General features: G+C 41.9%; 27 protein-coding genes and 1 pseudogene. 25 read left to right on the forward strand and 3 right to left on the reverse strand.

Annotated elements, in window-relative coordinates:
- Window positions 1-64: 64 nt before the first annotated feature.
- From rnr to PULV_RS16820, 17 genes are all read left to right on the forward strand, one after another.
- The gene (rnr, locus tag PULV_RS16740) at window positions 65-2,572 is read left to right on the forward strand and encodes a ribonuclease R (RefSeq protein WP_193332300.1); all 2,508 of its coding nucleotides are present in this window, start codon (window positions 65-67) and stop codon (window positions 2,570-2,572) included.
- 3 nt (window positions 2,573-2,575) lie between these two features.
- Window positions 2,576-3,310 (forward strand): 23S rRNA (guanosine(2251)-2'-O)-methyltransferase RlmB, encoded by a 735-nt coding sequence (rlmB, locus tag PULV_RS16745; RefSeq protein WP_086744265.1) that lies wholly within the window; start codon window positions 2,576-2,578, stop codon window positions 3,308-3,310.
- 202 nt (window positions 3,311-3,512) lie between these two features.
- On the forward strand, window positions 3,513-3,854 hold the full coding sequence (rpsF, locus tag PULV_RS16750) for a 30S ribosomal protein S6 (RefSeq protein WP_086744266.1): 342 nt from the start codon (window positions 3,513-3,515) through the stop codon (window positions 3,852-3,854).
- A 17-nt stretch (window positions 3,855-3,871) separates the two neighbouring features.
- Window positions 3,872-4,219, forward strand: coding sequence for a primosomal replication protein N (gene priB, locus PULV_RS16755; protein ID WP_193332301.1), 348 nt, complete (start codon window positions 3,872-3,874; stop codon window positions 4,217-4,219).
- Window positions 4,194-4,421: a 30S ribosomal protein S18 gene (gene rpsR, locus PULV_RS16760; RefSeq protein WP_086744268.1), complete on the forward strand. Its 228-nt coding sequence runs from the start codon at window positions 4,194-4,196 to the stop codon at window positions 4,419-4,421. The genes priB and rpsR overlap by 26 nt, the downstream gene beginning before the upstream one ends.
- A 35-nt stretch (window positions 4,422-4,456) precedes the next feature.
- Window positions 4,457-4,909, forward strand: coding sequence for a 50S ribosomal protein L9 (rplI, locus tag PULV_RS16765; protein ID WP_086744269.1), 453 nt, complete (start codon window positions 4,457-4,459; stop codon window positions 4,907-4,909).
- 280 nt (window positions 4,910-5,189) lie between these two features.
- The gene (locus tag PULV_RS16770) at window positions 5,190-5,615 is read left to right on the forward strand and encodes a type IV pilin protein (protein ID WP_086744270.1); all 426 of its coding nucleotides are present in this window, start codon (window positions 5,190-5,192) and stop codon (window positions 5,613-5,615) included.
- Window positions 5,612-6,058 carry a pilus assembly FimT family protein gene (locus tag PULV_RS16775; protein WP_176365188.1) on the forward strand — a complete coding sequence of 149 codons (447 nt, stop codon included), beginning with the start codon at window positions 5,612-5,614 and terminating at the stop codon, window positions 6,056-6,058. The genes PULV_RS16770 and PULV_RS16775 overlap by 4 nt, the downstream gene beginning before the upstream one ends.
- On the forward strand, window positions 6,049-6,474 hold the full coding sequence (locus PULV_RS16780; RefSeq protein WP_086744271.1) for a type IV pilus modification PilV family protein: 426 nt from the start codon (window positions 6,049-6,051) through the stop codon (window positions 6,472-6,474). Before PULV_RS16775 ends, PULV_RS16780 begins: the two co-directional genes overlap by 10 nt.
- On the forward strand, window positions 6,474-6,992 hold the full coding sequence (locus tag PULV_RS16785; RefSeq protein ID WP_086744272.1) for a PilW family protein: 519 nt from the start codon (window positions 6,474-6,476) through the stop codon (window positions 6,990-6,992). Before PULV_RS16780 ends, PULV_RS16785 begins: the two co-directional genes overlap by 1 nt.
- A gap of 10 nt (window positions 6,993-7,002) precedes the next feature.
- Window positions 7,003-8,964 (forward strand): pilus assembly PilX family protein, encoded by a 1,962-nt coding sequence (locus tag PULV_RS16790; protein ID WP_086744273.1) that lies wholly within the window; start codon window positions 7,003-7,005, stop codon window positions 8,962-8,964.
- 259 nt (window positions 8,965-9,223) lie between these two features.
- Window positions 9,224-9,799 (forward strand): RNA polymerase sigma factor, encoded by a 576-nt coding sequence (locus PULV_RS16795; protein WP_193332302.1) that lies wholly within the window; start codon window positions 9,224-9,226, stop codon window positions 9,797-9,799.
- Complete coding sequence (locus tag PULV_RS16800) at window positions 9,786-10,298, forward strand: hypothetical protein (protein ID WP_193332303.1); 513 nt, start codon at window positions 9,786-9,788, stop codon at window positions 10,296-10,298. Before PULV_RS16795 ends, PULV_RS16800 begins: the two co-directional genes overlap by 14 nt.
- Before the next feature lie 11 nt (window positions 10,299-10,309).
- Entirely contained in the window at window positions 10,310-11,254 is a 945-nt protein-coding gene (locus PULV_RS16805; RefSeq protein ID WP_193332304.1) for a DUF4097 family beta strand repeat-containing protein, read from the forward strand.
- A 131-nt stretch (window positions 11,255-11,385) separates the two neighbouring features.
- The gene (gene dnaB, locus PULV_RS16810) at window positions 11,386-12,765 is read left to right on the forward strand and encodes a replicative DNA helicase (protein ID WP_086744277.1); all 1,380 of its coding nucleotides are present in this window, start codon (window positions 11,386-11,388) and stop codon (window positions 12,763-12,765) included.
- 3 nt (window positions 12,766-12,768) lie between these two features.
- Window positions 12,769-13,845 carry an alanine racemase gene (gene alr / locus PULV_RS16815; protein ID WP_193332305.1) on the forward strand — a complete coding sequence of 359 codons (1,077 nt, stop codon included), beginning with the start codon at window positions 12,769-12,771 and terminating at the stop codon, window positions 13,843-13,845.
- Between the two features lie 155 nt (window positions 13,846-14,000).
- Window positions 14,001-14,390: a VOC family protein gene (locus PULV_RS16820; protein ID WP_086744279.1), complete on the forward strand. Its 390-nt coding sequence runs from the start codon at window positions 14,001-14,003 to the stop codon at window positions 14,388-14,390.
- A gap of 77 nt (window positions 14,391-14,467) precedes the next feature.
- Here the strand turns inward: PULV_RS16820 and argE are convergent, their stop codons facing one another.
- Window positions 14,468-15,613, reverse strand: a complete 1,146-nt coding sequence (gene argE / locus PULV_RS16825) for an acetylornithine deacetylase (protein ID WP_086744280.1) — start codon at window positions 15,611-15,613, stop codon at window positions 14,468-14,470.
- A 185-nt stretch (window positions 15,614-15,798) separates the two neighbouring features.
- On the opposite strand from argE, the gene argC reads away from it, so the two are divergent.
- From argC to PULV_RS16860, 7 genes and pseudogenes are all read left to right on the forward strand, one after another.
- Window positions 15,799-16,815, forward strand: a complete 1,017-nt coding sequence (gene argC, locus PULV_RS16830; RefSeq protein WP_193332306.1) for an N-acetyl-gamma-glutamyl-phosphate reductase — start codon at window positions 15,799-15,801, stop codon at window positions 16,813-16,815.
- Window positions 16,808-17,569 carry an acetylglutamate kinase gene (gene argB / locus PULV_RS16835; RefSeq protein ID WP_086744282.1) on the forward strand — a complete coding sequence of 254 codons (762 nt, stop codon included), beginning with the start codon at window positions 16,808-16,810 and terminating at the stop codon, window positions 17,567-17,569. The genes argC and argB overlap by 8 nt, the downstream gene beginning before the upstream one ends.
- Before the next feature lie 8 nt (window positions 17,570-17,577).
- Window positions 17,578-18,498, forward strand: coding sequence for an ornithine carbamoyltransferase (locus PULV_RS16840; protein ID WP_086744283.1), 921 nt, complete (start codon window positions 17,578-17,580; stop codon window positions 18,496-18,498).
- A gap of 9 nt (window positions 18,499-18,507) precedes the next feature.
- Window positions 18,508-19,713 carry an argininosuccinate synthase gene (locus PULV_RS16845; RefSeq protein WP_086744284.1) on the forward strand — a complete coding sequence of 402 codons (1,206 nt, stop codon included), beginning with the start codon at window positions 18,508-18,510 and terminating at the stop codon, window positions 19,711-19,713.
- A gap of 67 nt (window positions 19,714-19,780) precedes the next feature.
- Window positions 19,781-21,139, forward strand: a pseudogene (argH, locus tag PULV_RS16850) (argininosuccinate lyase); the annotation flags it as partial.
- A gap of 255 nt (window positions 21,140-21,394) precedes the next feature.
- Window positions 21,395-21,580 (forward strand): hypothetical protein, encoded by a 186-nt coding sequence (locus PULV_RS16855; protein ID WP_086744286.1) that lies wholly within the window; start codon window positions 21,395-21,397, stop codon window positions 21,578-21,580.
- 69 nt (window positions 21,581-21,649) lie between these two features.
- A complete protein-coding gene (locus tag PULV_RS16860) occupies window positions 21,650-22,108 on the forward strand; it encodes a hypothetical protein (RefSeq protein WP_086744287.1) in 459 nt (152 codons plus the stop codon).
- Window positions 22,109-22,142: 34 nt separating this feature from the next.
- On the opposite strand, the gene PULV_RS16865 is transcribed toward PULV_RS16860, so the two are convergent.
- Together PULV_RS16865 and coaD are read right to left on the reverse strand one after the other, a co-directional pair.
- A complete protein-coding gene (locus PULV_RS16865; protein ID WP_193332307.1) occupies window positions 22,143-23,588 on the reverse strand; it encodes a capsule assembly Wzi family protein in 1,446 nt (481 codons plus the stop codon).
- Window positions 23,585-24,067: a pantetheine-phosphate adenylyltransferase gene (gene coaD, locus PULV_RS16870; RefSeq protein WP_086744289.1), complete on the reverse strand. Its 483-nt coding sequence runs from the start codon at window positions 24,065-24,067 to the stop codon at window positions 23,585-23,587. The genes PULV_RS16865 and coaD overlap by 4 nt, the downstream gene beginning before the upstream one ends.
- 141 nt (window positions 24,068-24,208) lie before the next feature.
- On the opposite strand from coaD, the gene PULV_RS16875 reads away from it, so the two are divergent.
- Entirely contained in the window at window positions 24,209-24,850 is a 642-nt protein-coding gene (locus PULV_RS16875) for a TetR/AcrR family transcriptional regulator (RefSeq protein WP_193332308.1), read from the forward strand.
- The last annotated feature ends 35 nt before the right edge of the window (window positions 24,851-24,885 follow it).

The raw sequence follows: 24,885 nt of genomic DNA on the forward strand, positions 1-24,885 counted from the left end.
TAACCTGTTTCATTAGTGGCTTTTGGTTTAAAATAACAGCATAAATAATTTATAAAGCCACTTAATGTCTAATCAAGACCCCTTTTTAAGCCGCGAGCAAGACAAGTACGATAACCCAGTTCCCAGCCGAGAATTTATTCTCACTCACCTACAAACCCGACAGAAACCAGCCTCTTTTGATGATCTATGTGCTGAGTTATTGGTACTCGACGAAGAGCGCATTATTGCGTTAAAACGTCGCTTACGAGCCATGGAACGTGATGGTCAGGTGTTATTTAATAAACTGAAGTGTTATTGCATTCCTGACAAAGTTGGTCTTGTAAAAGGTAAAGTTATTGGCCATCGAGATGGGTTTGGCTTTTTAGTGCTCGATGAAGGCGGAAAAGATTGGTTTATTCCAAAGCATCAAATGGCGGGTGTGCTCCATGGCGATCGTGTGCTAGCAAAACCAGCCTCACGAGGAAAAGGTGGCAAGTGTGATGCGCGCATTGTCCGAGTACTAGAAGGTGAACGCGCGCCAATTATTGGGCGTTACTTTGTTGAGCATGGTATGGCAGTTGTGGTGCCTGAAGATCCACGTATTAATCAAGATATCATCGTTTTACCCGGCAACGAAAATGGCGCTCGCCATAATCAGATGGTGCAAATAGAAATTACGCAACGTCCAAGCCAGCGTATGAATGCCGTTGGTAAAGTATTGGATGTTTTAGGTGAGCATCTGGCTCCTGGTATGGAAATTGAGGTTGCACTGCGTAATCACGATATCCCCCATGTTTGGCCCGATGCTGTCACTGAGCAAGTCGCTCATTTAACTACCAATGTATTAGAGAAAGACAAAGAAGGACGAGTTGACCTACGTCAGTTGCCGCTTGTCACTATTGATGGTGAAGATGCGCGAGATTTTGATGATGCGGTTTATTGCGAGCGAAAGAAAAGTGGTGGTTGGCGTTTATGGGTGGCCATTGCAGACGTTGCACATTATGTCGGTAAAAATACAGCGCTTGATCAAGAAGCAATAAATCGTGGTAACTCAGTGTACTTTCCTGAACAAGTTATTCCGATGTTGCCAAAAGTACTCTCAAATGGGTTGTGTTCGCTCAATCCAAAAGTTGACCGCTTGTGTATGGTTGCAGAGATGACGGTATCTGATGCCGGACGTTTATCTGGCTATCGTTTTTACGAAGCGGTGATGAATTCTCATGCTCGTTTCACTTACACTCAAGTCGCCGCAATTTTAGCGGGCGAAACCGCAGAGCCCGAACATCAAGCTCTGGTGCCACATTTACAAGATTTGTATCAAATGTACATGGCTCTCAAAGGCGCGCGTCTAGAGCGCGGTGCTATTGAATTTGAAACTCTCGAAGCTAAATTTATTTTTGATGCTCACCGAAAAATAGAGACGATTACAACCTTACAGCGCAATGATGCACATAAACTGATTGAAGAGTGCATGATCCTCGCCAATGTATCGGCAGCACGGCTACTCGAAAAACACGAAGCAAGTGCCTTATATCGTGTCCATGACGAACCCGATAATGAAAAGCTCACTCACTTTAGGGCGTTTTTAAGCGAACTCGGGATTGAAAATACTATTCCAGCAGAGCCGACACCTAAAGATATTACCGATAGTTTAAGCCGTTTAGGCCAACGACCAGAAATTGAATTAATTCAAACAATGTTACTGCGTTCGATGAAACAAGCAATTTATCAAGCTGATAACATAGGTCATTTTGGGCTCTCATTACCCGCTTATGCGCACTTTACATCACCCATTAGACGTTACCCTGATTTAGTTGTTCACCGAGCAATTAAAGGGGTGATCCAAGCGCAAGGCCAAAAAACATCAGGCGAATATGTCTACACACCAGATGAAGTTGATCAGTTAGGTGAGCAGTGTTCGACCACCGAGCGCCGTGCAGATGATGCGACTAGAGAAGTTGCAGATTGGCTCAAGTGTGAGTTTATGCAAGATCGCGTTGGGCAGCATTTTACTGGTGTAATTTCTTCGGTGACAAACTTTGGTTTATTTGTGCGTTTGGATGATTTGTTTATTGACGGGTTGGTGCATGTGACTGCGCTCGGTAATGACTATTTCCATTTTGATGGGGCGCGTCATTGTTTAGTGGGTGAAAACACCAAACAAGTCTATCGTTTAGGCGATAAAATCTCAGTCACTGTGATATCAGTCAGTTTAGATGAGCGCCGTATCCATTTGGGGTTGCAATCTGAACATGCTAATGACCGTTATTCAAGACGCCGAAATAATAAAGCCATCGAAGATAAAATTAGCGTTCGTCAGCAACTTCAATCAGGCAAAATTCCAGGAAAAGATAAACATCAAGACAAGCCCGGTCATGCTGGTAAAGCTAAGGGAGAAAAGTCCTCAGCAAAAGCTGGAGTGTCAGGTAAAAAGTCTAAGTCTTCAACGAAGTCAGCTGTAAAAGCAGAAGTAAAATCACTGCAAGATAGTGCGAAAAAGAAGAAGGCAAAAAAGAAAGTGGTTAAGCGTAAACGACCAGGCAAAAATGCCCGTAAACGCAACGGTACAGGCCGTGATTTAGGAGCAAAATAATCAGTGAGTAATGAATTAATTTTTGGTTTCCATTCTGTGGAAGCTATTTTGGCCAAAGAACCAGAGCGTTTTATTGAAATTTATGTCTTAAAAGGGCGTGAAGATAAACGTTTAGCGCCAGTGCTTGAGTTAGCACAGCAGTTTGGTGTTTCCGTACAATATATGCACCGTAAAACCTTAGATGAAAAAGCACAAGGCGAGCAACATCAAGGTTTAATTGCCAAAGTGAAAGCGGGTAAAAGCTACAGCGAAAAAGATCTCGATGAAATCATCGCGCGTCATGATATGCCGTTTTTCTTAGTGCTTGACGGCGTGACCGATCCACATAATTTAGGCGCCTGTTTACGCAGTGCAGATGCCGCCGGTGTGCATGCAGTTATCGTTCCTAAAGATAACTCTGCCAAATTAAATGGTGTGGCTCGAAAAGTTGCGTGTGGTGCAGCAGAAACGGTTCCTTTAGTGCAGGTGACTAATTTAGCGCGGACATTACGTGAAATCAAAGAAGCAGGAGTCTGGGTCGTGGGCACAGCAGGTGAAACAGATACCCATGTCTTTGATGCTAAACTGACCGGCCCTGTTGCGTTGGTGATGGGGGCAGAAGGCACAGGAATGCGCCGTTTAACGCGTGAACATTGTGATGAGTTAGTCAAAATCCCAATGGTAGGTACTGTCTCTAGTTTGAATGTCTCTGTGGCAACTGGTATTTGTTTATTTGAGATTTTACGCCAAAGAAAATGATAGTTAAATCATTGTGTTAAAAGGCGACTTAAGGTCGCCTTTTTTGATTTTGACTTAACCTCGTTATTTTTTGATTTGTTTATTGCTTAATCATTAATGAAGACGTAAAATACGCGCTCTTTTCAGCCAAACAAATATCAGTTCCTTGCCTTAAACCGACCGGCTGAAACGGTAAAAGGCTAACTAACCGTAAGGAATACCCATGCGTCATTACGAAATCGTATTCATGGTTCATCCAGATCAAAGTGAGCAAGTACCAGGCATGATCGAGCGTTATACTGGTTCTATCACTGAAGCTGGTGGCACTATCCACCGTTTAGAAGACTGGGGTCGTCGTCAATTGGCATACCCAATCGATAAACTTCATAAAGCCCACTATGTTCTAATGAACGTTGAAGCTACATCTGAAGTAATCAACGAGCTTGAAACTTCTTTCCGTTATAACGATGCAGTACTACGTAACTTAGTTATGCGTACTAAAACGGCTGTAACTGAAGCATCTCCTCTTGTAAGAGAAGAGAAAAGAGAAGCTACTGAAGCTTAATCGTTTTGAGTACTTGTATGACTAATAACCAGCTTGTTTTATCTGGCACGGTGTGTAAAACACCTAAGTTTAGTCAAAGCCCTGCGGGCATTCCTCACTGTATATTTGTGTTGGAACACCGTTCACAACAAATTGAAGCCGGATTAAACCGTAATAGTTATGTTCGGATGCAAGTTGTTGCCAGTGGCGAAGCAATACAAGAGGCTACTCAAGGCTTACAGATTGGGTCACAATTGACTGTGTATGGTTTTTTAAATCGTCACGAAGGCCGAAATGGTTTAAGTCAATTGGTATTACATGCCCATCAAATAGAAAGAATTATTTTAGGAGATTTATCTCATGGCACGTTACTTCAGACGTCGTAAGTTCTGCCGCTTCAAAGCGGAAGGCGTACAACAAATTGATTATAAAGATCTAGCTACTCTTAGAAACTACGTTACAGAAAGTGGCAAAATCGTACCTAGCCGTATCACAGGTACTAGCGCTAAATATCAGCGTCAATTAGCAGCAGCAATCAAACGCGCTCGCTACTTAGCCCTTCTTCCATACACTGACTTACATAAGTAAGCAGCGGACTAACAGTTTTTAAAAGGTGTAGAGACATGCAAGTTATTCTACTAGACAAGATCGCTAACCTAGGTACTCTAGGTGATCAAGTTGCAGTAAAATCAGGTTACGCGCGTAACTTCCTTTTCCCTAAAGGTAAAGCCGTTCCTGCAACAGCTGCTAACATTGAATCATTCGACGCACGCCGTGCAGAACTTGAAGCGAAAATCGCTGAAGGTTTAACTGCAGCTCAAGCGCGCGCTGACAAACTAACTGCATTAGCTGAAGTTACTTTAGTATCTAAAGCTGGTGACGAAGGTAAATTATTCGGTTCTATCGGTACTCGCGATATCGCTGATGCTATCTCAGCAGTTGGTATTGAAGTTGCTAAATCAGAAGTTCGTCTACCTAACGGTACTATCCGTGAATTAGGTGAATTTGAAGTTGCAATTCAATTACACGCAGAAGTTACAACGACTATCACTGTTGTTGTTATTGCTGAAGCTTAATTAATACTTGTATTAATTAACTATAAAAACCGCGCTTTGCGCGGTTTTTTGTTTTGTAAACTTTACAGTTTCACAACTTGAGTACAAATTTCATACATATATGCTGTAATACCTCAACATCTGCTTACGATTTATTTACCCCAATAGGGTCCTAAGACTAGGAAAAATAAGCATATTCAAAAAAAGTATGATTGCTTAAAAAATATTCTAGTATTACTCAGTTAAATATACTCACCAGCTTTACTGTCCCATACTTTTTTCGGTAATATCTATGTAACAAATGACATCGCTGTCATTTTCATTTGTTTACATTACTCAAGGTATTACATTGAAAGCATCGCGTTTAAAACTGGGTTTTACACTCATAGAAATGATGATAGTGGTCAGTATTATTGGCATTTTAAGTGCGATTGCACTGCCTGCTTATTCCGATCATGTAAAAAAAGCCCGCCGAGCGGATGCTCAGCAAATGTTACTGCAAAATGCGGCGTTATTAGAGCGTCAATATTCTCGCCAAGGGCAGTATCCAGCTGCATTTAATGTCACGGCGTTAGAGTTTTATCGATTTAGTTACAGTAAAGGGTCAAATAGTGCCTTTACACTTACTGCAGCCCCGACTGGCGACCAAAGTTCGGATAGCTGTGGGACTCTGACGATTAACCATCAAGGAGTCAAAACACCTAATACATCAGGGTGTTGGAAATGATTCAGCGTAATCAGGGGTTTACGTTACTTGAGTTAATGGTGGTGGTCAGTATTATCGCTATTTTAGCATTGGTTGCCTTGCCTAATTTCTATCAACAGATAAAGCAAGACCGTTTAGTGACCAATGCCAACCAGCTACACAGCGTTTACAAATACGCACGTGCTGAGGCTGTTAAGCGTGAAAAACCTATTTTACTCAAAGTTGAATCAGGTAAATGGCAAGTGAAAACGACTATCGCGCCGATTGAAGTGCTCGCTGAATTCAACTCTACCCATAGTAGTGTGTCAGTGACTGGATTAGAAGATTTAACCATCAGCCAATACGGCAGTACCCTTGCGAAACAATTTACAGTCAGAGATGGTGATTCAACCACACAAGATTATTTACTCTGCACTTATGTCAGTGGTCAAAGTATGCTCAGTAAGGATGCCGCATGCCCTTAAAAATAAACAAAACACAACAAGGCTTTAGTTTGCTAGAAGTTGTAATCGCTATGTTGGTGGCGAGTATTGCATTACTAGGACTGGCCTCCGGTCAGGCAAAGTCATTGCAATTTGCATCGAATAGCCTCGATTATACAGTTTCAATTATACAAGCAAATAACGCAGTTGAGCGGGTATGGGCGAATTTATGTGGGTTGCAACATGGCGTTGTGGCTTATGATGCTGCGTTTGAAGCGCAACTTGATCCTGCGCTGGCGCGTTATGATCTGACCATTACGCCAGCAGCACCGGCAGCATTTAATAATAATCTATCAGTTAATGTGAGTTGGAACGATGACAGAATGACCGATCAACTAGCCAACTCCGTGACCCTAAGTCCTGAGTATCCGAATTTAAATGCGGGGTGTCGTTTATAATGCGCCCGAGTAATCTTTCCCAAAATGGTTATACACTGATTGAATTGATGGTGGCACTTGCCGCGAGCATGTTTTTATTAAGCGGTGTTTCAATGGCATTTGTGTCCATTAAAACCACTATCAGTAGTACAGAAGCATTAGAAAATTCGCAAGAAGTGATCCGATCTACTGCAGATGTCATGACTCGGGCGCTCAAACAAACCTTAGTTGTGCCTGCTGTAACAACCACGACAACCGTGGCGGATACACTGACAATCACTCAAGATGCCAATACTATTAATTGCTTAGGTCAACTAGCTGCTGCAGGTTATACCGAAGTATATACCTTTACCTCGCCAAATTTAGTTTGCGCTATTAATGCGGGTGCCGCTCAGACGTTGATTACAGGAGTAGAAAGTTTAAGTTTTGCGCTCAATGGCCAACTTGTGACTACCACAGTAAAGCCAATTGGTTTACCTGATTATTTAGGAAACGGTGTGGCAATCGATACTTCTTTGACTGCAGATATTCTTAATTAAGGCTGAGATGATGAAACAGATGAAAAAACAGCAAGGTTTCACCATCGTAGTGGTGTTGCTTTTGAGTATGATGGCAAGTGTCGTGGTGATTAGTTCGCTAAAAGATACCACTATGCAAGAACGCCTAAGTGGTAACTTTGAAAAGCAAACCAATGCACGTTTAGCTGCAGAATCGGGGCTCTTTTCTACACATACTTACCTTCAAGGGCAGCTGGCTGAGCTCCCTACATCTACGTTAGAAGATTTAATCAATAATATTGGTGAAGGCGGCTTAAAAACTTACGTTGCAAACAACTCGCTTGAAGGCATGCTGGCTAATATAGAGTTATCAAAAACCAGTGATGGGTTACTCAGTGTGGCCAGCGGCGGTAAACGCCATGAAGGTGAAAAGAAAGTCAGAGCATTATATGAGTTAGTGCCAGGAACGGGGCAATCTTTAAAGTCACCTTATCATGATGGTTTAATTGGCTGTGAAGGCGTCACTTTAACAGGTAGTGGTAAGGCCGATAGCTATGATTCCAGCTTGGGTGAGTATGGCGCCAGTTACATTCAAAATGGCCAAACACTGATTAATAAAGGTGACGTTGTTACTGTCCGCACTTTAACTGGGGGGAGTAAAGTCATTGTAAGAGGATCGGCGCAGATTGAAGGCGATTTAATCACTCCGGGTCAAATTGAGTTTAATGGTGGCGCTAGCGTATCAGGCACAGTTCATACAAATGGGTATTTTTATAATTCCAGTGATATCAAAATAGGTGGTGATTTAATCGCCTATGAATATATCTATAAGAAAAACAATCAAATCGGCGGTTCAATTAAATCAAATGGATACATTAAATTGCTCAACATGTCAGTTGGAGGTGATATTCTCACTCGAGATACAATTAGCCTAACTGGTGTCAGCCCAGTTGGTGGAAATGTTCTTGCTGGAAGTGATTTGTATATACAGGCATCTAATGTTACTGGCACAGTTTCAACGCATGGTAATCTGACATTTTTAGCAGGTAACTTAGGCGCTACCAAGGTGAAAGGAAATGTCGATATGAGCAGTTGGCATGGAGATAAAACGTTTGCTAATGATAGCTTGCGGTATATGGGGGCTTTTCACTCAAACAGTAACACTGCACGCTTTAATACAGCGCCATTTAAAGTGAATTTTGTATCGATCCCAGAAGCTGAAATCATTGAAAAATTACCTGAAGATGATGGATTACTCGACCCTAGTAACCCACAAGATAGAACCTGCGATCCTTTAAATATCAAAACTGAAATCGAAACTGTTGATATTAAAGCAATAGATGTGAAGGATTTGTTTGTTCACAGTAATTCTACTTATTCTTTTGGCGAAACAACGAGCTTATTTACAAATAGTAATGGCAGTGACAGTAGTCCTGTAAAGACTTTAGTGGCGACAAAAAGTAGCTTTTTAGGTAACAGCGCGGATATTTTAATGTTCGATAATCTAGAAATAAAAGGGACGCTAAAAATTGCAGAAAATAGTGATGTCGTCATGTATGTTAAAGGAAACTTTAAGATGTCAGGCAGTTCAAGCCTAACTATTCCTGATACAAGCAGCTTAACGCTCATTATGAAAGGAGCGCTCGATATTGGAGCGGGAGCGCAAATATACACTCCAGCAAAAGGACTGACTGATGAAGGTGTTCCAATATTCAGCATTTATAGTTCTTATAGTGGAACTGGTATAAAAATAACGGGTGGCACAGAAGAAATATATGCCGTTGTTTATGCGCCTTTAACCGATGTTGAAATCGCTTCTAGCTCTGATTTTAAAGGGGCATTAGTGGGCAAAAAAGTGGCCATTACTGGAGCAGGTGCGTTCCATTATGATTCAGCACTGAAAAACGCAAAAGTAGGCAATGATAACAGCAAAGCGACCACTCCCCAGCTTGTTTTCAAAGGCTGGCGTTATCATGCTGAATCAGAGGCGCAAGAAGAGCCGTTATCAAAATAAAAGCAATCACAATTAATAATACAAACGGCGCATTAAGCGCCGTTTGTATTTTCAAAAAAGTATAGAGAAGTCATTTACTGCAAACTCTGGCGACTAAACGCATTTTTATCTGCAGGGAAGGCGTATAACAATGTGCCGTCAATAGTGTGAAACTTAAACCCAAATAACCAAATTAAATTTATGTCTTTTGATTTAAACCTTTTCAATGACCCTTTGCGTCTAATAGAGTATTACAAAATAAAATTAAACTGGGATACGGATGTTGATTGATGCAAAACAGCGTTTTGCCAATGACTTACATGACAGCTCTGACGATGAAGAGCGACTGATCATGCAAACTCAGCAAGGTTGCCAAACAGCTTTTGCGGGTTTATATCAGTTGCATGTAAATAAAGTCTATGGCTTATGCCTGCGCTTAACGGCTAATGAAGCCTTTGCACAAGAGGCGGCACAAGAAGTGTTTGTGCAGTTATGGCAAAAAATTAGTAGCTTTGATGGCAAAGCAAAGTTTTCGACATGGTTACATAGTGTCACAGCCAACGTGGCAATTAGTTATATGCGCAAACAAACCAGTTGGTTACAAAAAGTGGTCAGCTTTGAAACCGATGGCATGCCTGAACAAGCAGTTGAGCAATGTCATGGTATAGAAGGGTTGGATAAACTCATTGTACGTTTACCCGAGCGTGCTCGCTTAGTGTTTGTATTGCACGCGGTAGAAGGCTACCGCCATGAAGAAATTGGTAGCATGCTTAACATGGCGGTGGGTTCTAGTAAGTCACAGTATCACCGCGCAAGGCAGTTATTACAGGAGTGGTATCAGAATGAGCAACAGTAATCAGTCGAAAAATAAAGATTTTGATGCGTATTTAACTCAATCATTGGGTGAGCTTAATCATGAGATTGCGCCAAAAGCGGATTTGTGGCGAGGGATAGAGCGAGCGATAGATGGGCAAGGCCAGCAACAAACTGTTTCTGTGAGCACTATCAAACATTCAAAAGTGAAATATTTAGCTGTTGCAGCTAGTGTTTGTGCATTCGCTTTATTGGTCAATATCTCTCTTAAAAGCAGCGCTCAGGTTGATCCTATTGTCGCCATGACAAATCTATATGAAGCAGAAAAGTCGGCTTTGTTAGTGCAGTACCAAACTCAACCTGCATTGACTGAAGATTGGCAGGTCCAATTAGCCGAATTAGAAAGTGCAGAAGCGGCAATTAAGCTCGCACTGGAAAATGATTCGAAAAACCCGACGTTGCTACGTATGTTATCGCAAGTCTATCAGCAGCAATTAGATTTAATTAACCGTGTTCACAAACCGAGTTTACAGCATATTTAAGGTTGAATGAGATGTATAAGTTACTAAGAAGTTTGTCTGTATTGGCGTTATTGCCATTGAATTTATTGGCTGGTGAGCCGATTAATCAAACCCGCGTAATCCAAGGTGATGCGCAAATTAAAATAGAAAGTCCGACGGGTTTATCTGAAATTAAAACGTGGGAAAAAAATGAGTTTTCAGTTCAAGGCGAATTAGATGATGAAGCGCTCAGTTATGAGCTTGTCGTGCACGATGGCGAGGTTGTGTTTGAAGTGAAAATGCCAAGGCGCTCAAACAGCCAAAATCGTAACGGATCACAACTCACATTTTTTGTGCCAACAAACAGCCAAGTTCATTTCGGAGGGATTAATACCGAAGTGGTGATATCGGGCGTGCAAGGCGGCAGTGATATTGAAACCGTTAATGGTGCGATTGAAGCCAGTGATCTAAGCGGCGATATTCGTCTTAATACTGTTAATGGACGGATTAAAGGCTCAAAGCTCAATGGGGATATTCGTTACAGTGCAGTAAACGGTAATATTGATGATCGAGATTCAAGGGGCGCACTGCGTTTTGAAGCCGTCAATGGTGATTTAACCACTGATACCGAGGCATCATCGTTGCGTGCAGAGAGCGTTAACGGAGAAATCAACTTTACCTTAGCCAATACTCAACGAGTGCAAATTAACACAGTGAATGGACAAGCGAATGTAGAGGTCGGGGCTCTGTTACCTGATGCGCAAATAGAGATCGAAACAGTGAGTGGCAGTGTGACATTAAGTTTACCTGAGTCGTTATCAGCGAAAGTTGAAGTACAAGCACATGCCGGAGGGAAAATTAGCAATAGCTTAACCACCGACAAAGTGAAAAAAGCAAAATACGGCCCATCGAGCAGCTTAAAATTTGATATGGGTTCGGCACAAGCTGATATTGAAATTGACACTATTAATGGTCATATCCGTCTGAAAAAGAACTAAGTAACGCGTTTTTTCACTCTCTTCCTCACCTTGTTGCCTTGCCGATAAGGTGAAATCTTTTTCTAATTAGTGTTTCCACACCTGAACAGAGCCGATAGAATAGAGCCATTGTTCGTGTAATTAGAAACCTCATGGCTAAACCAGATAAACAAGTTGATACCATTAAAATGGCTCCCCATTCAATTGAAGCGGAGCAGTCTGTTTTAGGCGGGCTTATGCTCGATAATGAAGCATGGGATCGGGTTGCGGAACGTGTTGTTGCGCAAGATTTTTACACTCGTACACACCGTTTTATTTTTGAAGCGATGGAAAAGTTGGCCGAGCAAGGTCAGCCCATCGATTTAATTACTATTTCTGAAACCCTCGAAAAAAACAATCAGCTCGACAGTATTGGTGGGTTTTCGTATCTAGGTGAAATAGCGAAAAACACCCCGAGTGCGGCCAATATCAACGCTTATGCCGAGATAGTGCGTGAACGAGCTGTGGTACGAGAAATGATCTCAGTGGCCAATGAAATCGCCGAAGCGGGCTTCAACCCAGAAGGTCGGGCTAGTCACGAGTTGCTCGATTTAGCTGAAAGCAAAGTGTTTAAAATTGCCGAAAAACGTACCAAGAGCTCGGAAGGTCCGCAAAATATTCATACCATTTTAGAAAAAACCATTGATAAGATTGAAGAGTTATATCAATCACCACAAGATGGTATTACCGGGGTGAGCTCTGGTTATTCTGATTTAGATAAAATGACCGCTGGGATGCAACCGTCTGATTTAATTATTGTTGCAGCGCGACCATCGATGGGTAAAACCACGTTTGCAATGAACTTGGCAGAACATGCTGCCATGACACAAGATAAACCTGTGGTGATTTTTTCACTTGAGATGCCCTCAGAACAAATCATGATGCGTATGCTTGCATCATTAGGACGCATTAATCAAACCAAAGTCAGAACAGGGCAACTTGATGATGATGATTGGGCTCGATTATCGTCGACTATGGGGTTATTGATTGAAAAAGGTAAAATGTTCGTCGATGATTCGTCAGGCCTGACCCCGACAGAGTTACGCTCACGTGCACGCCGGATTGCCCGAGACAATGGTGGCATTAGTATGATCATGGTCGATTACTTGCAGTTGATGCGTGTGCCGAGTTTATCCGATAATCGTACTTTAGAGATTGCTGAAATATCTCGCTCCTTAAAAGCCCTTGCTAAAGAATTAGAGTGTCCGGTGATTGCGCTGTCTCAGCTCAATCGTACCCTTGAGCAACGTGCCGATAAACGTCCAATCAACTCCGATTTACGTGAGTCAGGATCTATCGAGCAGGATGCGGATTTAATCATGTTTATTTATCGTGATGAAGTCTATAACGAAGACAGCATGGATAAAGGGGTGGCTGAGATTATCATTGGTAAACAGCGTAATGGCCCGATCGGAAAAATACGCTTAACGTTCCAAGGTCAATTTTCGCGCTTTGATAATTATACTGGCCCAGCCATCGACGATGAGTACTAAATAATGCGTTTGGCGACAGCCGAAATCAGCTTTAGCGCCTTGGCGCACAACTTTAATAAAGTAAAGCAATTTGCTCCCAATAGTCAGATCATGGCCGTTTTAAAGGCTAATGCGTATGGTCATGGCTTAGTGCGTATCGCACAGCGTTTAGATCAAGCTGATGCATTTGCGGTCGCTCGTATTGATGAAGCACTTGCACTGCGAGCAGGTGGCTTGGTTAAGCCTATCGTGTTACTCGAAGGTTTTTTTGAGCCTCAAGACTTACCTATATTATTGGCCAATAACTTTCAAACGATTATTCATGATCGCTCACAACTAGAAGCTCTTTTGGCTAGTGAGCTCGATGGCCAGCTTATTACTTGGCTCAAAGTCGATACGGGGATGCATCGTTTAGGTGTGACCCCCGAAGAATTTGATGATGTGTATCAGGATTTATTGGCGTGTCAGAATGTGCATCCCGCGATTCGTTTAATGACTCACTTTGCGTGTGCGGATGATTTGAATAACAGTAAAACTCAACAGCAACTCGAACTTTTCAAACAATTAGTACAGGGGAAAGCTCAGCAGCATTGCTTAGCGAACTCTGCCGCTATTGTGGGCTGGCCTGATAGCCACGGTGAGTGGGTGCGTCCTGGTTTGATGGTGTATGGCGTATCTCCGATGCTGAACTGTGTTGGCGCGGATCATCAATTACAACCTGTTATGCGTTTAAAAACCCGAGTTATCTCAATACGTCAAATTAAAAAAGGCGATGCGATAGGCTATGGTTCGACTTGGCAAAGTCCACGAGACACCACTATTGGCGTCATCGCCATCGGCTACGGTGATGGGTACCCTCGTCATGCGCCAACAGGCACACCAATAATAGTGAATGGCCAGCAAGTACCTTTGGTTGGTCGAGTCTCTATGGATATGATTACTGTCGATTTAGGCCCCGTTACCGAGGCTAAAATAGGGGACGAAGCGATTTTATGGGGACCTGAATTGCCGGTCGAAATCGTTGCGCAGCATGCAGGAACGATCCCGTATGAACTGCTGTGTAATATTACCCCCAGAGTTGATTATTTATATCGAGAATAAATGTGTCGAGGTAGTTTATTTCTTTGTCGCGTTATTCGTCTATTTCGTCTGCTTATCTCACCTGTGCATTTGAATAACAACTTAGCTAATCATGGCTAGAAATTGTCTGTTATTTATGCTTTATTAACATTATGGTGTGATGAGCTGAGGTGCAAATGGAGTATTTAAAAACAATCATTTACGTTGATGATGTCGAAGAAACCCTCGACTTTTATTATCAAGCATTTGGCATTGTTGCACTGGTGCTTGATGAATCCGGTCAATATGGTGAGCTAGATACTGGCGCAGTGAAATTAGGCTTTGCTGCTCATCCCTTAGCGCAATCTCATTTCAAACAAAGTTATATTCGGGCGCAGCCAAAACAACCCGCATTAGGATTTGAAATTGTGTTCCAAAGTGACAATGTTATTGCAGCATACGACAAAGCCATTCAAGCGGGAGCTGAGCCACTTGCGCCTCCTGTAGAAAAACCATGGGGGCAAACAGTTGCGTATGTTCGCTCAATCGAAGGGACGCTGATTGCGCTTAGTAGTGATGCTGAATAAAAACTTGAGCTAAGCAGGCAAAATCCACTTGAGTGTATTGAATGTTGCCTGCAGCAATTCTTAATCTTTCCGTTTAATTAAAAACAGCTTTGTAAAATTAACTCTTTAATCATTGCCTGAGTAGGCTTTATTTTTTCGACAGCTAAAAACTCATCAGGCTGGTGAGCTTGTCGAATAGATCCTGGTCCCATCACAATAGTTTGACATCCTAACTGCTGAATAAAAGGCGCTTCAGTACAGTAATTAACGGCCTGTGCAGGCTGCCCCGAAATAGCTTCAGCGAGTTTCACTAAACTACTGTCGGTTGTGCCAGTGAATGCTGGGATAGGATCATGTAAATCAATCACCTCAACAGAATTTGGATAGCGCTCATTAATACTTTGTACGGCATTAAGAAGCAAAGCCTGTAGTTCTGGGATGCTAATGCCAGGGAGTGGGCGGATATCAATATGCAGCTCGCAGCAGCCACAAATTCTATTGGCATTGTCACCACCATGAATGTGACCTAAGTTGAGCGTTGGATATGGAACTGCAAAGTGACTAATTGAATAGTTATTCTTTAATTGCTCTTTAAGCTTGAGCAAGTTTGCGGTGACTAGATGCATGATTTCAATCGCGTTGAGCCCTGCATCAGGATCGGAGCTATGACCCGCTTTACCTATCACTCTAATGGCTGCAGACATATGGCCCTTGTGCATAAAAACGGGAACCATATCAGTCGGTTCGCCAATAATGCACCGCTCAGGTTTTAAGTTGTCGTGCTTGGCTATTTGCTGTGCCCCAGCCATAGTGGTTTCTTCATCTGCGGTTGCAAGAATGATTAAAGGCTTTTTTTGTTTCGTTAAATCAATTGATTGAAGTGCATCAAAAATAAAAGCAAAAAAACCTTTCATATCGATGCTGCCTAAACCGTAAAGTTTATCTTCCCTTAACGTTAACTGAAATGGGTCGACTTGCCAGCGGCTGTCATCAAAAGGCACAGTATCTGTGTGGCCTGCGAGCATTAAACCGCCATCACCATCACCTAACTTAGCGATCAGATTGAATTTTCCAGGAGCATCACTGAGTTCTGATATCTCGCACTGGAATCCTAGCGATTCAGCCCAAGTCGCAATTAAGTCAATGACACCACGATTGCTTAAATTGAGATGCTCGACAGTGGCGCTGATCGAGGGTGATGCAATGAGTTGTTGGTACATATCAAGAAACGTTGGCTGAGCCATAAAAACCCCAAAATAATTATGCAAGATTGTTGCATATTAATTTAAATCTATTTATGCTGCATATCAATTCATTTTAGTAAGCAGCATCGTTTTTTTGTCATAAATTTTATGCACTGTGACGATAGCAGTTTTCTATTATTAGCAAAGTAAAATTAGTGCAGTGAGAGCTGTTTTTTTGAGGTGTCATGAACGTCATTATTGTTGGTGCAAGTGGTTATAGTGGGGCTGAGTTGGCGAGGTTAGTCGCAAGTCATCCTAAATTAATCTTAGCGGGTCTATTTGTGTCTGAGCAAAGCTTAGATCAAGGCAAAGCGCTCAGTGATTTATATCCTCAATATACCGGCTTGATTGACTTACCACTTCAGCCATTAAATTCAAGTGCTTTGCAGTTTATTGCACAGCACGCAGATTATGTTTGTTTATGCACAGAGCATAAAGTCAGTGTTGATTTAGCTCCACAGTTTCTTGAAATGGGAAAACGAGTCTTTGATCTATCAGGCGGATTTCGTTTAAGCAGTGATGAAGATTATCAACGTTATTATGGTTTTAGTCATTCACAACCAGAGTTATTAGCACAGGCGGCTTATGGTTTAGCAGAATGGAATGCGCATGCCATTGCAAAAGCACAGTTAGTTGCTGTTGCTGGGTGTTATCCAACCGCGGCACTTAATGCTTTAAAGCCTCTAGTGAATGCTGGGTTAGTGAGTGATTTTCCGATTATTATTAACGCAGTATCAGGTGTCAGTGGCGCTGGGCGTAAAGCAAACATTGCCACTGGGTTTTGTGAAGTCAGTCTAAAAGCCTATGGTTTGTTTAATCACAGGCATAGCCCAGAAATTGCTCGCTATTTAAATCATGACGTGCTGTTTACACCGCATCTAGGTAATTTTCCTCGCGGAATTTTAGAGACTATTTATGTTCATCTAAAGGAAGGGGTGAGCTCTGAGCAAGTGACGGATGCTTACCAGTGTTTGGCTCAAGAACCTTTGATTAGATTATTAGGTGACAAGATCCCATCGATTAATGGTGTGGTCAATCAAGCGTTTGTAGATATTGGTTGGCAGCAGCAAGGCAATATGCTGATAGTGATGAGTGCAATAGATAACCTCCTAAAAGGTGCGGCTGGGCAGGCGTTACAGTGTATGAATATTGCTATGGGGCTTCCCGCACACTTCACTTTAGTTGGAGGTCAACATGACTAAGTGGGTGATTAAACTCGGTGGTGCAGTCTTAAACTGTGAAGATGCAGCCGCAGCGTTATTTAAGGTAATGAGTGAGCAGAAAGATGCACAATTTATTATTGTGCATGGCGGCGGTTCGTTGGTTGATACCTGGTTACAAGATGCCGGTTTTGTAAGCAGTAAGCACGAAGGGTTGCGCATTAGCCCCCGTGAGCAAATGCCTTATATTGTTGGTGCGTTGGCTGGTTGCGCAAATAAGCAATTGATGGCACAAGCTATCGCTTCAAAAATGATACCTATTGGGATTAGCTTATTTGAAGCGGGCATAACGAGCACTCAAAAGCTAAAAGCGCTTGGGTTAGTGGGAACCTGTAGTGAAGGCTGCATTAATTTGGTGCCCACGTTGTTAGAAAAAAACATGTTACCGATTATTAGTTCAATTGGCTTTGATAGCGACGGAACTTGGTACAACGTCAATGCCGATGAAGCTGCTGCAGCGATTGCAAAAAGTTTAGATGCAGAGCTTATTTTTATGACGGACGTAGAAGCAGTACTGGATGCAAATAAACAGCCATTACATCAATTAGATGCGCTGCAAATTAGTGAACTAATTAATTCAGGAGTGATTCAGGGTGGGATGCAAGTCAAAGTAGAGACTAGCTTACTCGCTGCCCAACATTTACGACGAGGTGTTTATATTTCGAGTTGGCAAAAGCCTGAAAACTTAAACGCTCTGCTTAATCAAGAGCACGTAGGAACCAAAATCGTCCCATAGGAATGAATATGTTACAGCATTATTTACACGGATTAGAGCTGAACAAACAGCAATTATTAACTTTACTGAGCCTTGCGCAAAAAATTAAAGCGCATCCACAAGATTTTAATCAAGCACTCGCTGGCAAGTCAGTGGTGACATTGTTTGAAAAGCCGAGTTTACGAACACGTTTGTCGTTTGATATTGGCATTAATAAATTGGGCGGCCATGCTGTGTATCTTGATCAGCAAAATGGTGGAATGGGTAGTCGTGAATCTGTCAAAGATTTCGCACTAAATATTTCCACTTGGGCAGATTGTATTGTTGCGCGCGTGAATGAGCATGTGACATTAAAAGATTTAGCTGAATATGCCAATGTACCGGTCGTCAATAGCTTGTGTGATTTATATCACCCTTGCCAAGCGTTAGCTGACTTTTTGACACTCCAAGAAGTGCATGGTGATGTGAGTGAGCTAAAGTTAGCTTATTTCGGTGAAGGCAATAACGTAACGCATTCATTGATGTTATTAGCGGCCACACTCGGAACTGATTTTGTTGCAGTGTGTCCAAAAGGGCATTCACCTGATGCACAAATAGTCAAACAAGCTGAATTGATTGCTTCTGCAAACGGTGCGTCTATTCAAGTGAGCGATCGCATTGAAGCGGCTGTAGGTGCCAATGCAGTGTACACAGATACATGGGTTTCGATGGGCGATAATACGCCACTCAAAGTGGTTAAAGATAAGTACATGCCATATCAGGTCAATCAAGAACTTGTTGATTTAACTGGAGCAAGCAGTGTACTTCATTGCCAACCAGCGCATCGTGAAATAGAAATCACTTCGCAAGTTATGGATGGCCCAGCATCAAAAATTATTCAACAAGCAGAAAATCGCATGCATGCGCAAAATGCCTTGCTTGTTACTTTATTAAATCCAAATTTTGTTTAAGAGATCAACATGAGTTCAATTAAAAAAGTCGTTTTAGCCTATTCAGGTGGATTGGATACCTCAGCCATTGTGCCTTGGTTAAAAGAGAATTATGGCTGTGAAGTAGTTGCCTTTGTTGCCGATGTGGGTCAGGGCGCCGAAGAGCTTGAAGGTGTTGAAGCCAAAGCGCTGGCTTCTGGTGCGTCAGAATGTCATATCGTAGATCTCAAAGAGGCGATGGTTGCCGAGTATATTTATCCAACCCTTAAAACAGGGGCTATCTACGAAGGCACCTATTTACTGGGGACTTCTATGGCACGCCCGATAATAGCTAAAGCACAAGTAGAAATAGCCCGAAAAGTTGGTGCAGATGCACTTTCACATGGTTGTACAGGTAAAGGCAACGATCAAGTGCGCTTTGAAGGCTGTTTTGCAGCACTTGCCCCGGATCTTAAAGTCATTGCACCTTGGCGCGAATGGGATTTAACCAGCCGAGAGTCGTTGCTTGATTATTTAGCGGAACGTGATATTCCATGTTCGGCTTCAGCGACCAAAATTTATAGCCGAGATGCTAATGCTTGGCATATTTCTCATGAAGGTGGCGAGCTTGAAAATCCTTGGTGCCAGCCAAGTGAGCAAGTGTGGACGTGGACAAACTCACCAGAGCAAGCACCAGATCGCGCTGAGTTAGTGACCTTATCTGTAAAACAAGGTGAAGTCGTTGCGGTAAATGGTGAAACCTTATCGCCTTATGACTGTTTAGTGAAACTAAATACATTAGCGTCGGTTCATGGTATCGGTCGAATTGATATTGTAGAAAATCGCTTAGTAGGCATGAAGTCTCGAGGCTGTTATGAAACGCCGGGCGGAACGGTGATGATGGCTGCTTTACAAGCAATTGATGAATTAGTTCATGATAAAGCCAGCCGTAAATGGAAAGCGACGCTGGGCGGTGAGTTTTCTCACTTGGTTTATGATGGCCGTTGGTTTACCCCGCTTAAGGATTCTATTTTAGCGGGTGCTGAAGCGCTAAGCGCTGTCGCGACAGGCGAAGTGGTGTTAAAAATGTATAAAGGCCAAGTGACGGCTGTGCAAAAGCAATCACCAAATAGTTTATATAGTGAGGACTTTGCGACGTTTGGTGCTGATGATGTTTATGACCAATCACATGCCGAAGGATTTATTCGTTTGTATTCATTAGCGAGTCGAATTTCTGCCTTAAATAAAGCGAAATAATTAACGGCGAGTTTTTTTTAAAAGGGCCTAGCGGCCCTTTTTTCACTGGGTTTATGAGGAATAAAACATGGCATTATGGGGCGGGCGTTTTTCAACTGGGCCAGATCAAGCATTTAAGCAATTTAATGATTCATTACCATTTGATTATCAATTAGCAGAGCAAGATATTGTAGGCTCAATCGCTTGGGCTGGTGCATTATTGCAAGTCAATATTTTGACTCAAACAGAGCATCAAAACTTGGTTGCAGCATTGGAAGCGTTGTTAAACGAAGTCATTGCAAAACCAGAGCTATTGCAACAATCAGATGCGGAAGATATTCACTCATTTGTGGAAGAGGCATTGATCAAAAAAGTGGGTGACTTAGGCAAAAAATTGCACACCGGGCGCAGTCGAAATGATCAAGTTGCTACTGATTTTAGGTTGTGGAGCCGTCAAACTGCAGAGCAGTTATTGCAGGCGTTAGCGGAGCTCAAAAAGAGTTTTGTTATCCTTGCTGAGCGTGAGCTTGGTACTATTTTGCCCGGTTATACGCATTTACAACGTGCACAACCTGTGTTGTTTAGTCATTGGTGTATGGCTTATTACGAAATGATCTGCCGTGATGAAAGCCGTTTGCAAGATGCGCTGGTGCGGTTAAACGTGTGCCCATTAGGCTCGGGAGCCTTAGCTGGAACCGCGTACCCGATTGATCGGCAACAACTTGCCGTTAATTTAGGGTTTAGCGCAGCCAGTCGAAATAGCCTTGATGCGGTATCAGACCGTGATTTTGTCGTCGAGTTACTCAGCTGCGCGTCGATTTCCATGATGCATTTGTCTCGTCTTGCCGAAGATATGATTTTTTACAATTCTGGCGAGGCTGGGTTTATCGAGCTGGCAGATAATGTCACATCGGGTTCTTCTTTAATGCCGCAAAAGAAAAACCCTGACGCACTGGAATTAATTCGTGGTAAAACAGGCCGAGTATTTGGCGCTTTTAGTGCAATGATGATGACCTTAAAAGCATTACCTTTGGCTTACAACAAAGATATGCAAGAAGATAAAGAAGGGTTGTTTGATGCGATGCCTACTTGGCTTGCGTGTATTCATATGGCACAAGCATGTATTACTGGAGTGAAGGTCAATGGAGAGCGAACGGAGCAGGCTGCTCGTGGCGGTCATGCCAATGCGACTGAATTGGCCGATTACTTGGTAAAAAAAGGAATTCCATTTCGAGAAGGGCATCATATTGTGGGTCAGCTTGTGCAAATAGCGATCGCTGAAGGCAAAAGCTTAGAACAATTAGAGCTGGCGCAATTTCAGCAGATCAGTGCGGTAATTGAACAAGATGTTTATCCGGTATTAGAACTTGATGCCTGTATTAATGCTCGAGTGGCACTCGGTGGGACATCACTAGAACAGGTCAAATCGGCCATTACCTTTGCCAAGTAAAGTGAGCTTTTTAAAGCTTAAAGCGGAAACTATTGCTAAACATATGAAAAACACGCCTTGCGCGTGTTTTTTTATGATTTTTTATAGGGTTAATGATAATTAAATTAAACTTGGCCTCAAATTTGCTACAACTTAAGTGATGTGTCAAAAAATTGAAATTAGATACTTCAACCTGTCAGTTTCGTGTCTATTGTGAAATGAGCCACCAGACTGCTGAATCTATTTATTTAATTAATTTACAAGGAAATTAACATGCAAATTAACGCAAATAGCGGTGTTTCAGCCCTAGCTTATACTCAAAACCAAAATACTCAACCAGCTCAAACGCAAAGCACTGGTACAAACACCCTACAGTCTGATAAAGTGACCTTTTCTCAGCAGGCCATGGAAATGGGTGGTGCTCAGCTACAACGTGGCGGTGGAGTCATCAAAGTTTAATAAAGAGATGCAATGTTAACGAGTAATCTATCTTTATATTTAGGAACCTTTATCGTTTGGGGGTTCCTAATGTCGTTTTTTTTAAATCTTTTCTTTAGATGCATTTCAGTAAAAAAAGATAACTTACTAGTTTTATGCTCGTTTGTAATTTTTTTATCATATTTTATCAGTGATCATTTTTACGAGCTTTTTGACAAAACAGAAGTTTATAAAACTTGGTTTTTATATGACATAGTGACTCTAGTTTTAATTGCGTTTTTTCATTTCTTACTAAGAACGAAGGCATCTCCCGGAGTATTTTACGTATATTTAGGGCTTTCTATTAACACTATCTTATTTGGTTTAATGCATCTAGATATCGTTATTTTTGAAAATAAAGAACAATGGATTTTATGGGACATATACACTGCAGGCGTAAATATCGCTGATTTTACAATGATTGTAGCTTTGATAACGGATCGTGATATTTTGGGACTCATTAAGTTAAAAAACCAATTGCAAATAAATACAAAAAAAGCGCTTAACTAGCGCTTTTTTTGTATTTAAATATTGGGCTGCCTGATTAAAAGCGATATTCCCAACTCATTCTAATTGCGCTGTAGTTCTTGGATTGGTTGTCTAACTGATTTTTTTCGCGCCAAGCACTCGCCGAGACTTTAAATAATCCCTTAAACACACCTTGTTGATAACCAACTTCTAGCTGCAATTGATCACTGGCCGTCGTTTCGTTAAGTTGACTCGTAGGGAGATCAAATTCGATATGACGAAGTTTAGTGTAAGCGGCTATTCCGTTGGTTTGATGGTATTGTAATCCGAGCGTATTGCTGGTGGCAAAAGCCCCGATACTTGCTCCAATCATTTGTTGGTAATGCTGATAACCATCACTAAAAGCTGGGTGTTGGTAGCCACAATGAAACGGCTCAGTTAAGCTTGTGCAAGTTTGCTTGGTATTACTGTGTTCAATGTAGCTTTTGATAACATAATCAACATCACCTAAAAAAAGTTCAGCACCTAGTGTGTAGTTAGTTGACTCAGGTAACAAACTGCTTTGCTTATCACCAGCCCACTCCCCATACAATGCAGCACTGTGATTAAACAACACTGTTGAGTATTTAATATCAAGCGAACTTAATTGGTTGTAATAATTGAGGCCGGTCTTCGGATCGATTTTGTTTTTACCGAGCATGACATTGCCTAAATCACCCAAATCATCTGCTTGATTGCTGGCATCAAATTGCGCCGTTTGACTATAGGCTATTTCAAGACCTGTAAGTGGCGTTGCTGCAAGGCGTGCACCCCAAAACTTATTCGTGATAGGTGTTTGCCCGGGGTGTTTTTGTTCGCCAATTAAGGCGGTAAATTGCCAGTTACCGACAAATGATAATAAATTAGGGCCAAAGTAGTCGCTGTTAAAGCGACTCAGTCGTACAGCTTTCATTGGAGTGGCATTGTTTGACAACATCAGTGCATTGTCGTTTGCCGGCCCCCACCAACGATTTACTTGCTCAGCACTAATGACCCAATTTCCCATCAAAACCGCTAAATAACTATCATCATACGACAGCGTTTTTTCATTATTTGCGTTATTGGCAGCTTGAACGCTCACTTTAGCTGTCACGTTATTGCCCATTAATACGCTGTAGCCTTGGATTGCGGCTTCTTCTTGGTAACGCTCAGCAAAACTTTGAGTCTGCGAGGGACGGCTATTGAGTTTGACCTTCACTCCAGAGCGGCTGCCTTTTTGTGCAAAGCGTAAGGCATGGCGTACATGGTTAAAGGCAAATTCAGCTTCTTTGGGTAATTGATTTCGTTTTGCTTGACTGAGATCTTGCGCAATGCCTTGCCACATTAAAGGATAGTTATTAATTGGGCGTTTTATTACGCCGTAACTAACCAGTTGCTCTATTGATTGGCGTAAATATGGATCCGTTGTATCAATCCATGGTTCAGCCTCTATGCTTATACAAGTCAATAGAGCAGATGCAATCAGGGTACGACGTAACATCATCCGTTAATTTTTTCCTTTAATGCTTGTTCAACTGCAGGGTGAACAAACCGACTGATATCACCTTGGTGCAGGGCGACTTCTTTCACTAAAGAGGATGAGATGAAAGAGTTCTCAACAGAGGGAGTTAAGAAGATGCTTTCTAAATCGGGGTTTAAACTACGATTCATGTTAGCTAGTTGCAATTCAAATTCAAAATCAGATACAGCCCGAAGGCCACGTACAAGCAAGTTTGCGTGTTGCTCTTTCGCTAAATCGGCTAACAGACCTGAAAAACCAATCACGTCTACATTAGGGATATGACCTAACACTGTGTTGGCTAAAGCGACACGCTCATCAAGGGTAAAAAAAGGCTGTTTATTGGGATTGAAAGCAATCGCAAATGTGACATGGTCAAACATTTTAGCTGCGCGCTCTACTAAATCTGAATGGCCATTGGTAAGGGGATCAAACGTGCCAGGATAAATTGCTTTTACATTCATAATGCGTTTAATTCACTCGAGAGTCGTAATGATATAAGATTTAGCTTTAGTTTATCAGTGTTTGTTCTCAATAGCAGCCTTTAGCTTCAATGGAACATTGTTTATAATGCGTGCTTAATTATTGTATGGAATCAGAATATTATGAGGACCAAGGATAAAATAATTCAGGCCAGTATTGCTTTGTTTAATGAACAAGGTGAGCGTGCTGTAAGCACCAACCACATTGCGGCCCATTTGGGAATTAGTCCTGGCAACTTGTATTATCACTTCAAAAATAAAGAAGATATTTTAAGGCACATTTTTGCCTTATATCGTGAACATTTACACACTCATTTCACACCAATTAACCCTAATAAAGATCAACTAGAACAATTAATTGGATATCTAGACTCTTTATTTGAGCTGATGTGGAAGTTCCACTTTTTTTACGATAACCTTGGCGATATTTTGTCTCGAGACGAGACGCTTAAAAAAGAATATCACGCCATGCAGGCAAACTTGCTCGAGCAAATCGCAGATGTTGTTCGGGGTATGAAATTGGCAGAAATTATCGATATCGAAGAAGAAGATATTTTAGACTTGGCTCACAGCATTAAGATCATGGTGAGCTTTTGGACGCCATACTTGAAGATCCATAAGTTTGATTCAAGTTTATTAAAAACAGATATTTATAAAGGCTTGCTGAAAGTCTTATTGCTTTTTAAACCATATAGTTATGGGACTGGTAAAGATAAAATAGCTAAACTACAGCAGCATTATCAAGAGCTTGCTCAATCTGAGTAATAAAAAATACGCTCAGCAAGGAGAATATTATAATT

The organism is Pseudoalteromonas ulvae UL12, from assembly GCF_014925405.1.
GTDB lineage: Bacteria > Pseudomonadota > Gammaproteobacteria > Enterobacterales > Alteromonadaceae > Pseudoalteromonas > Pseudoalteromonas ulvae.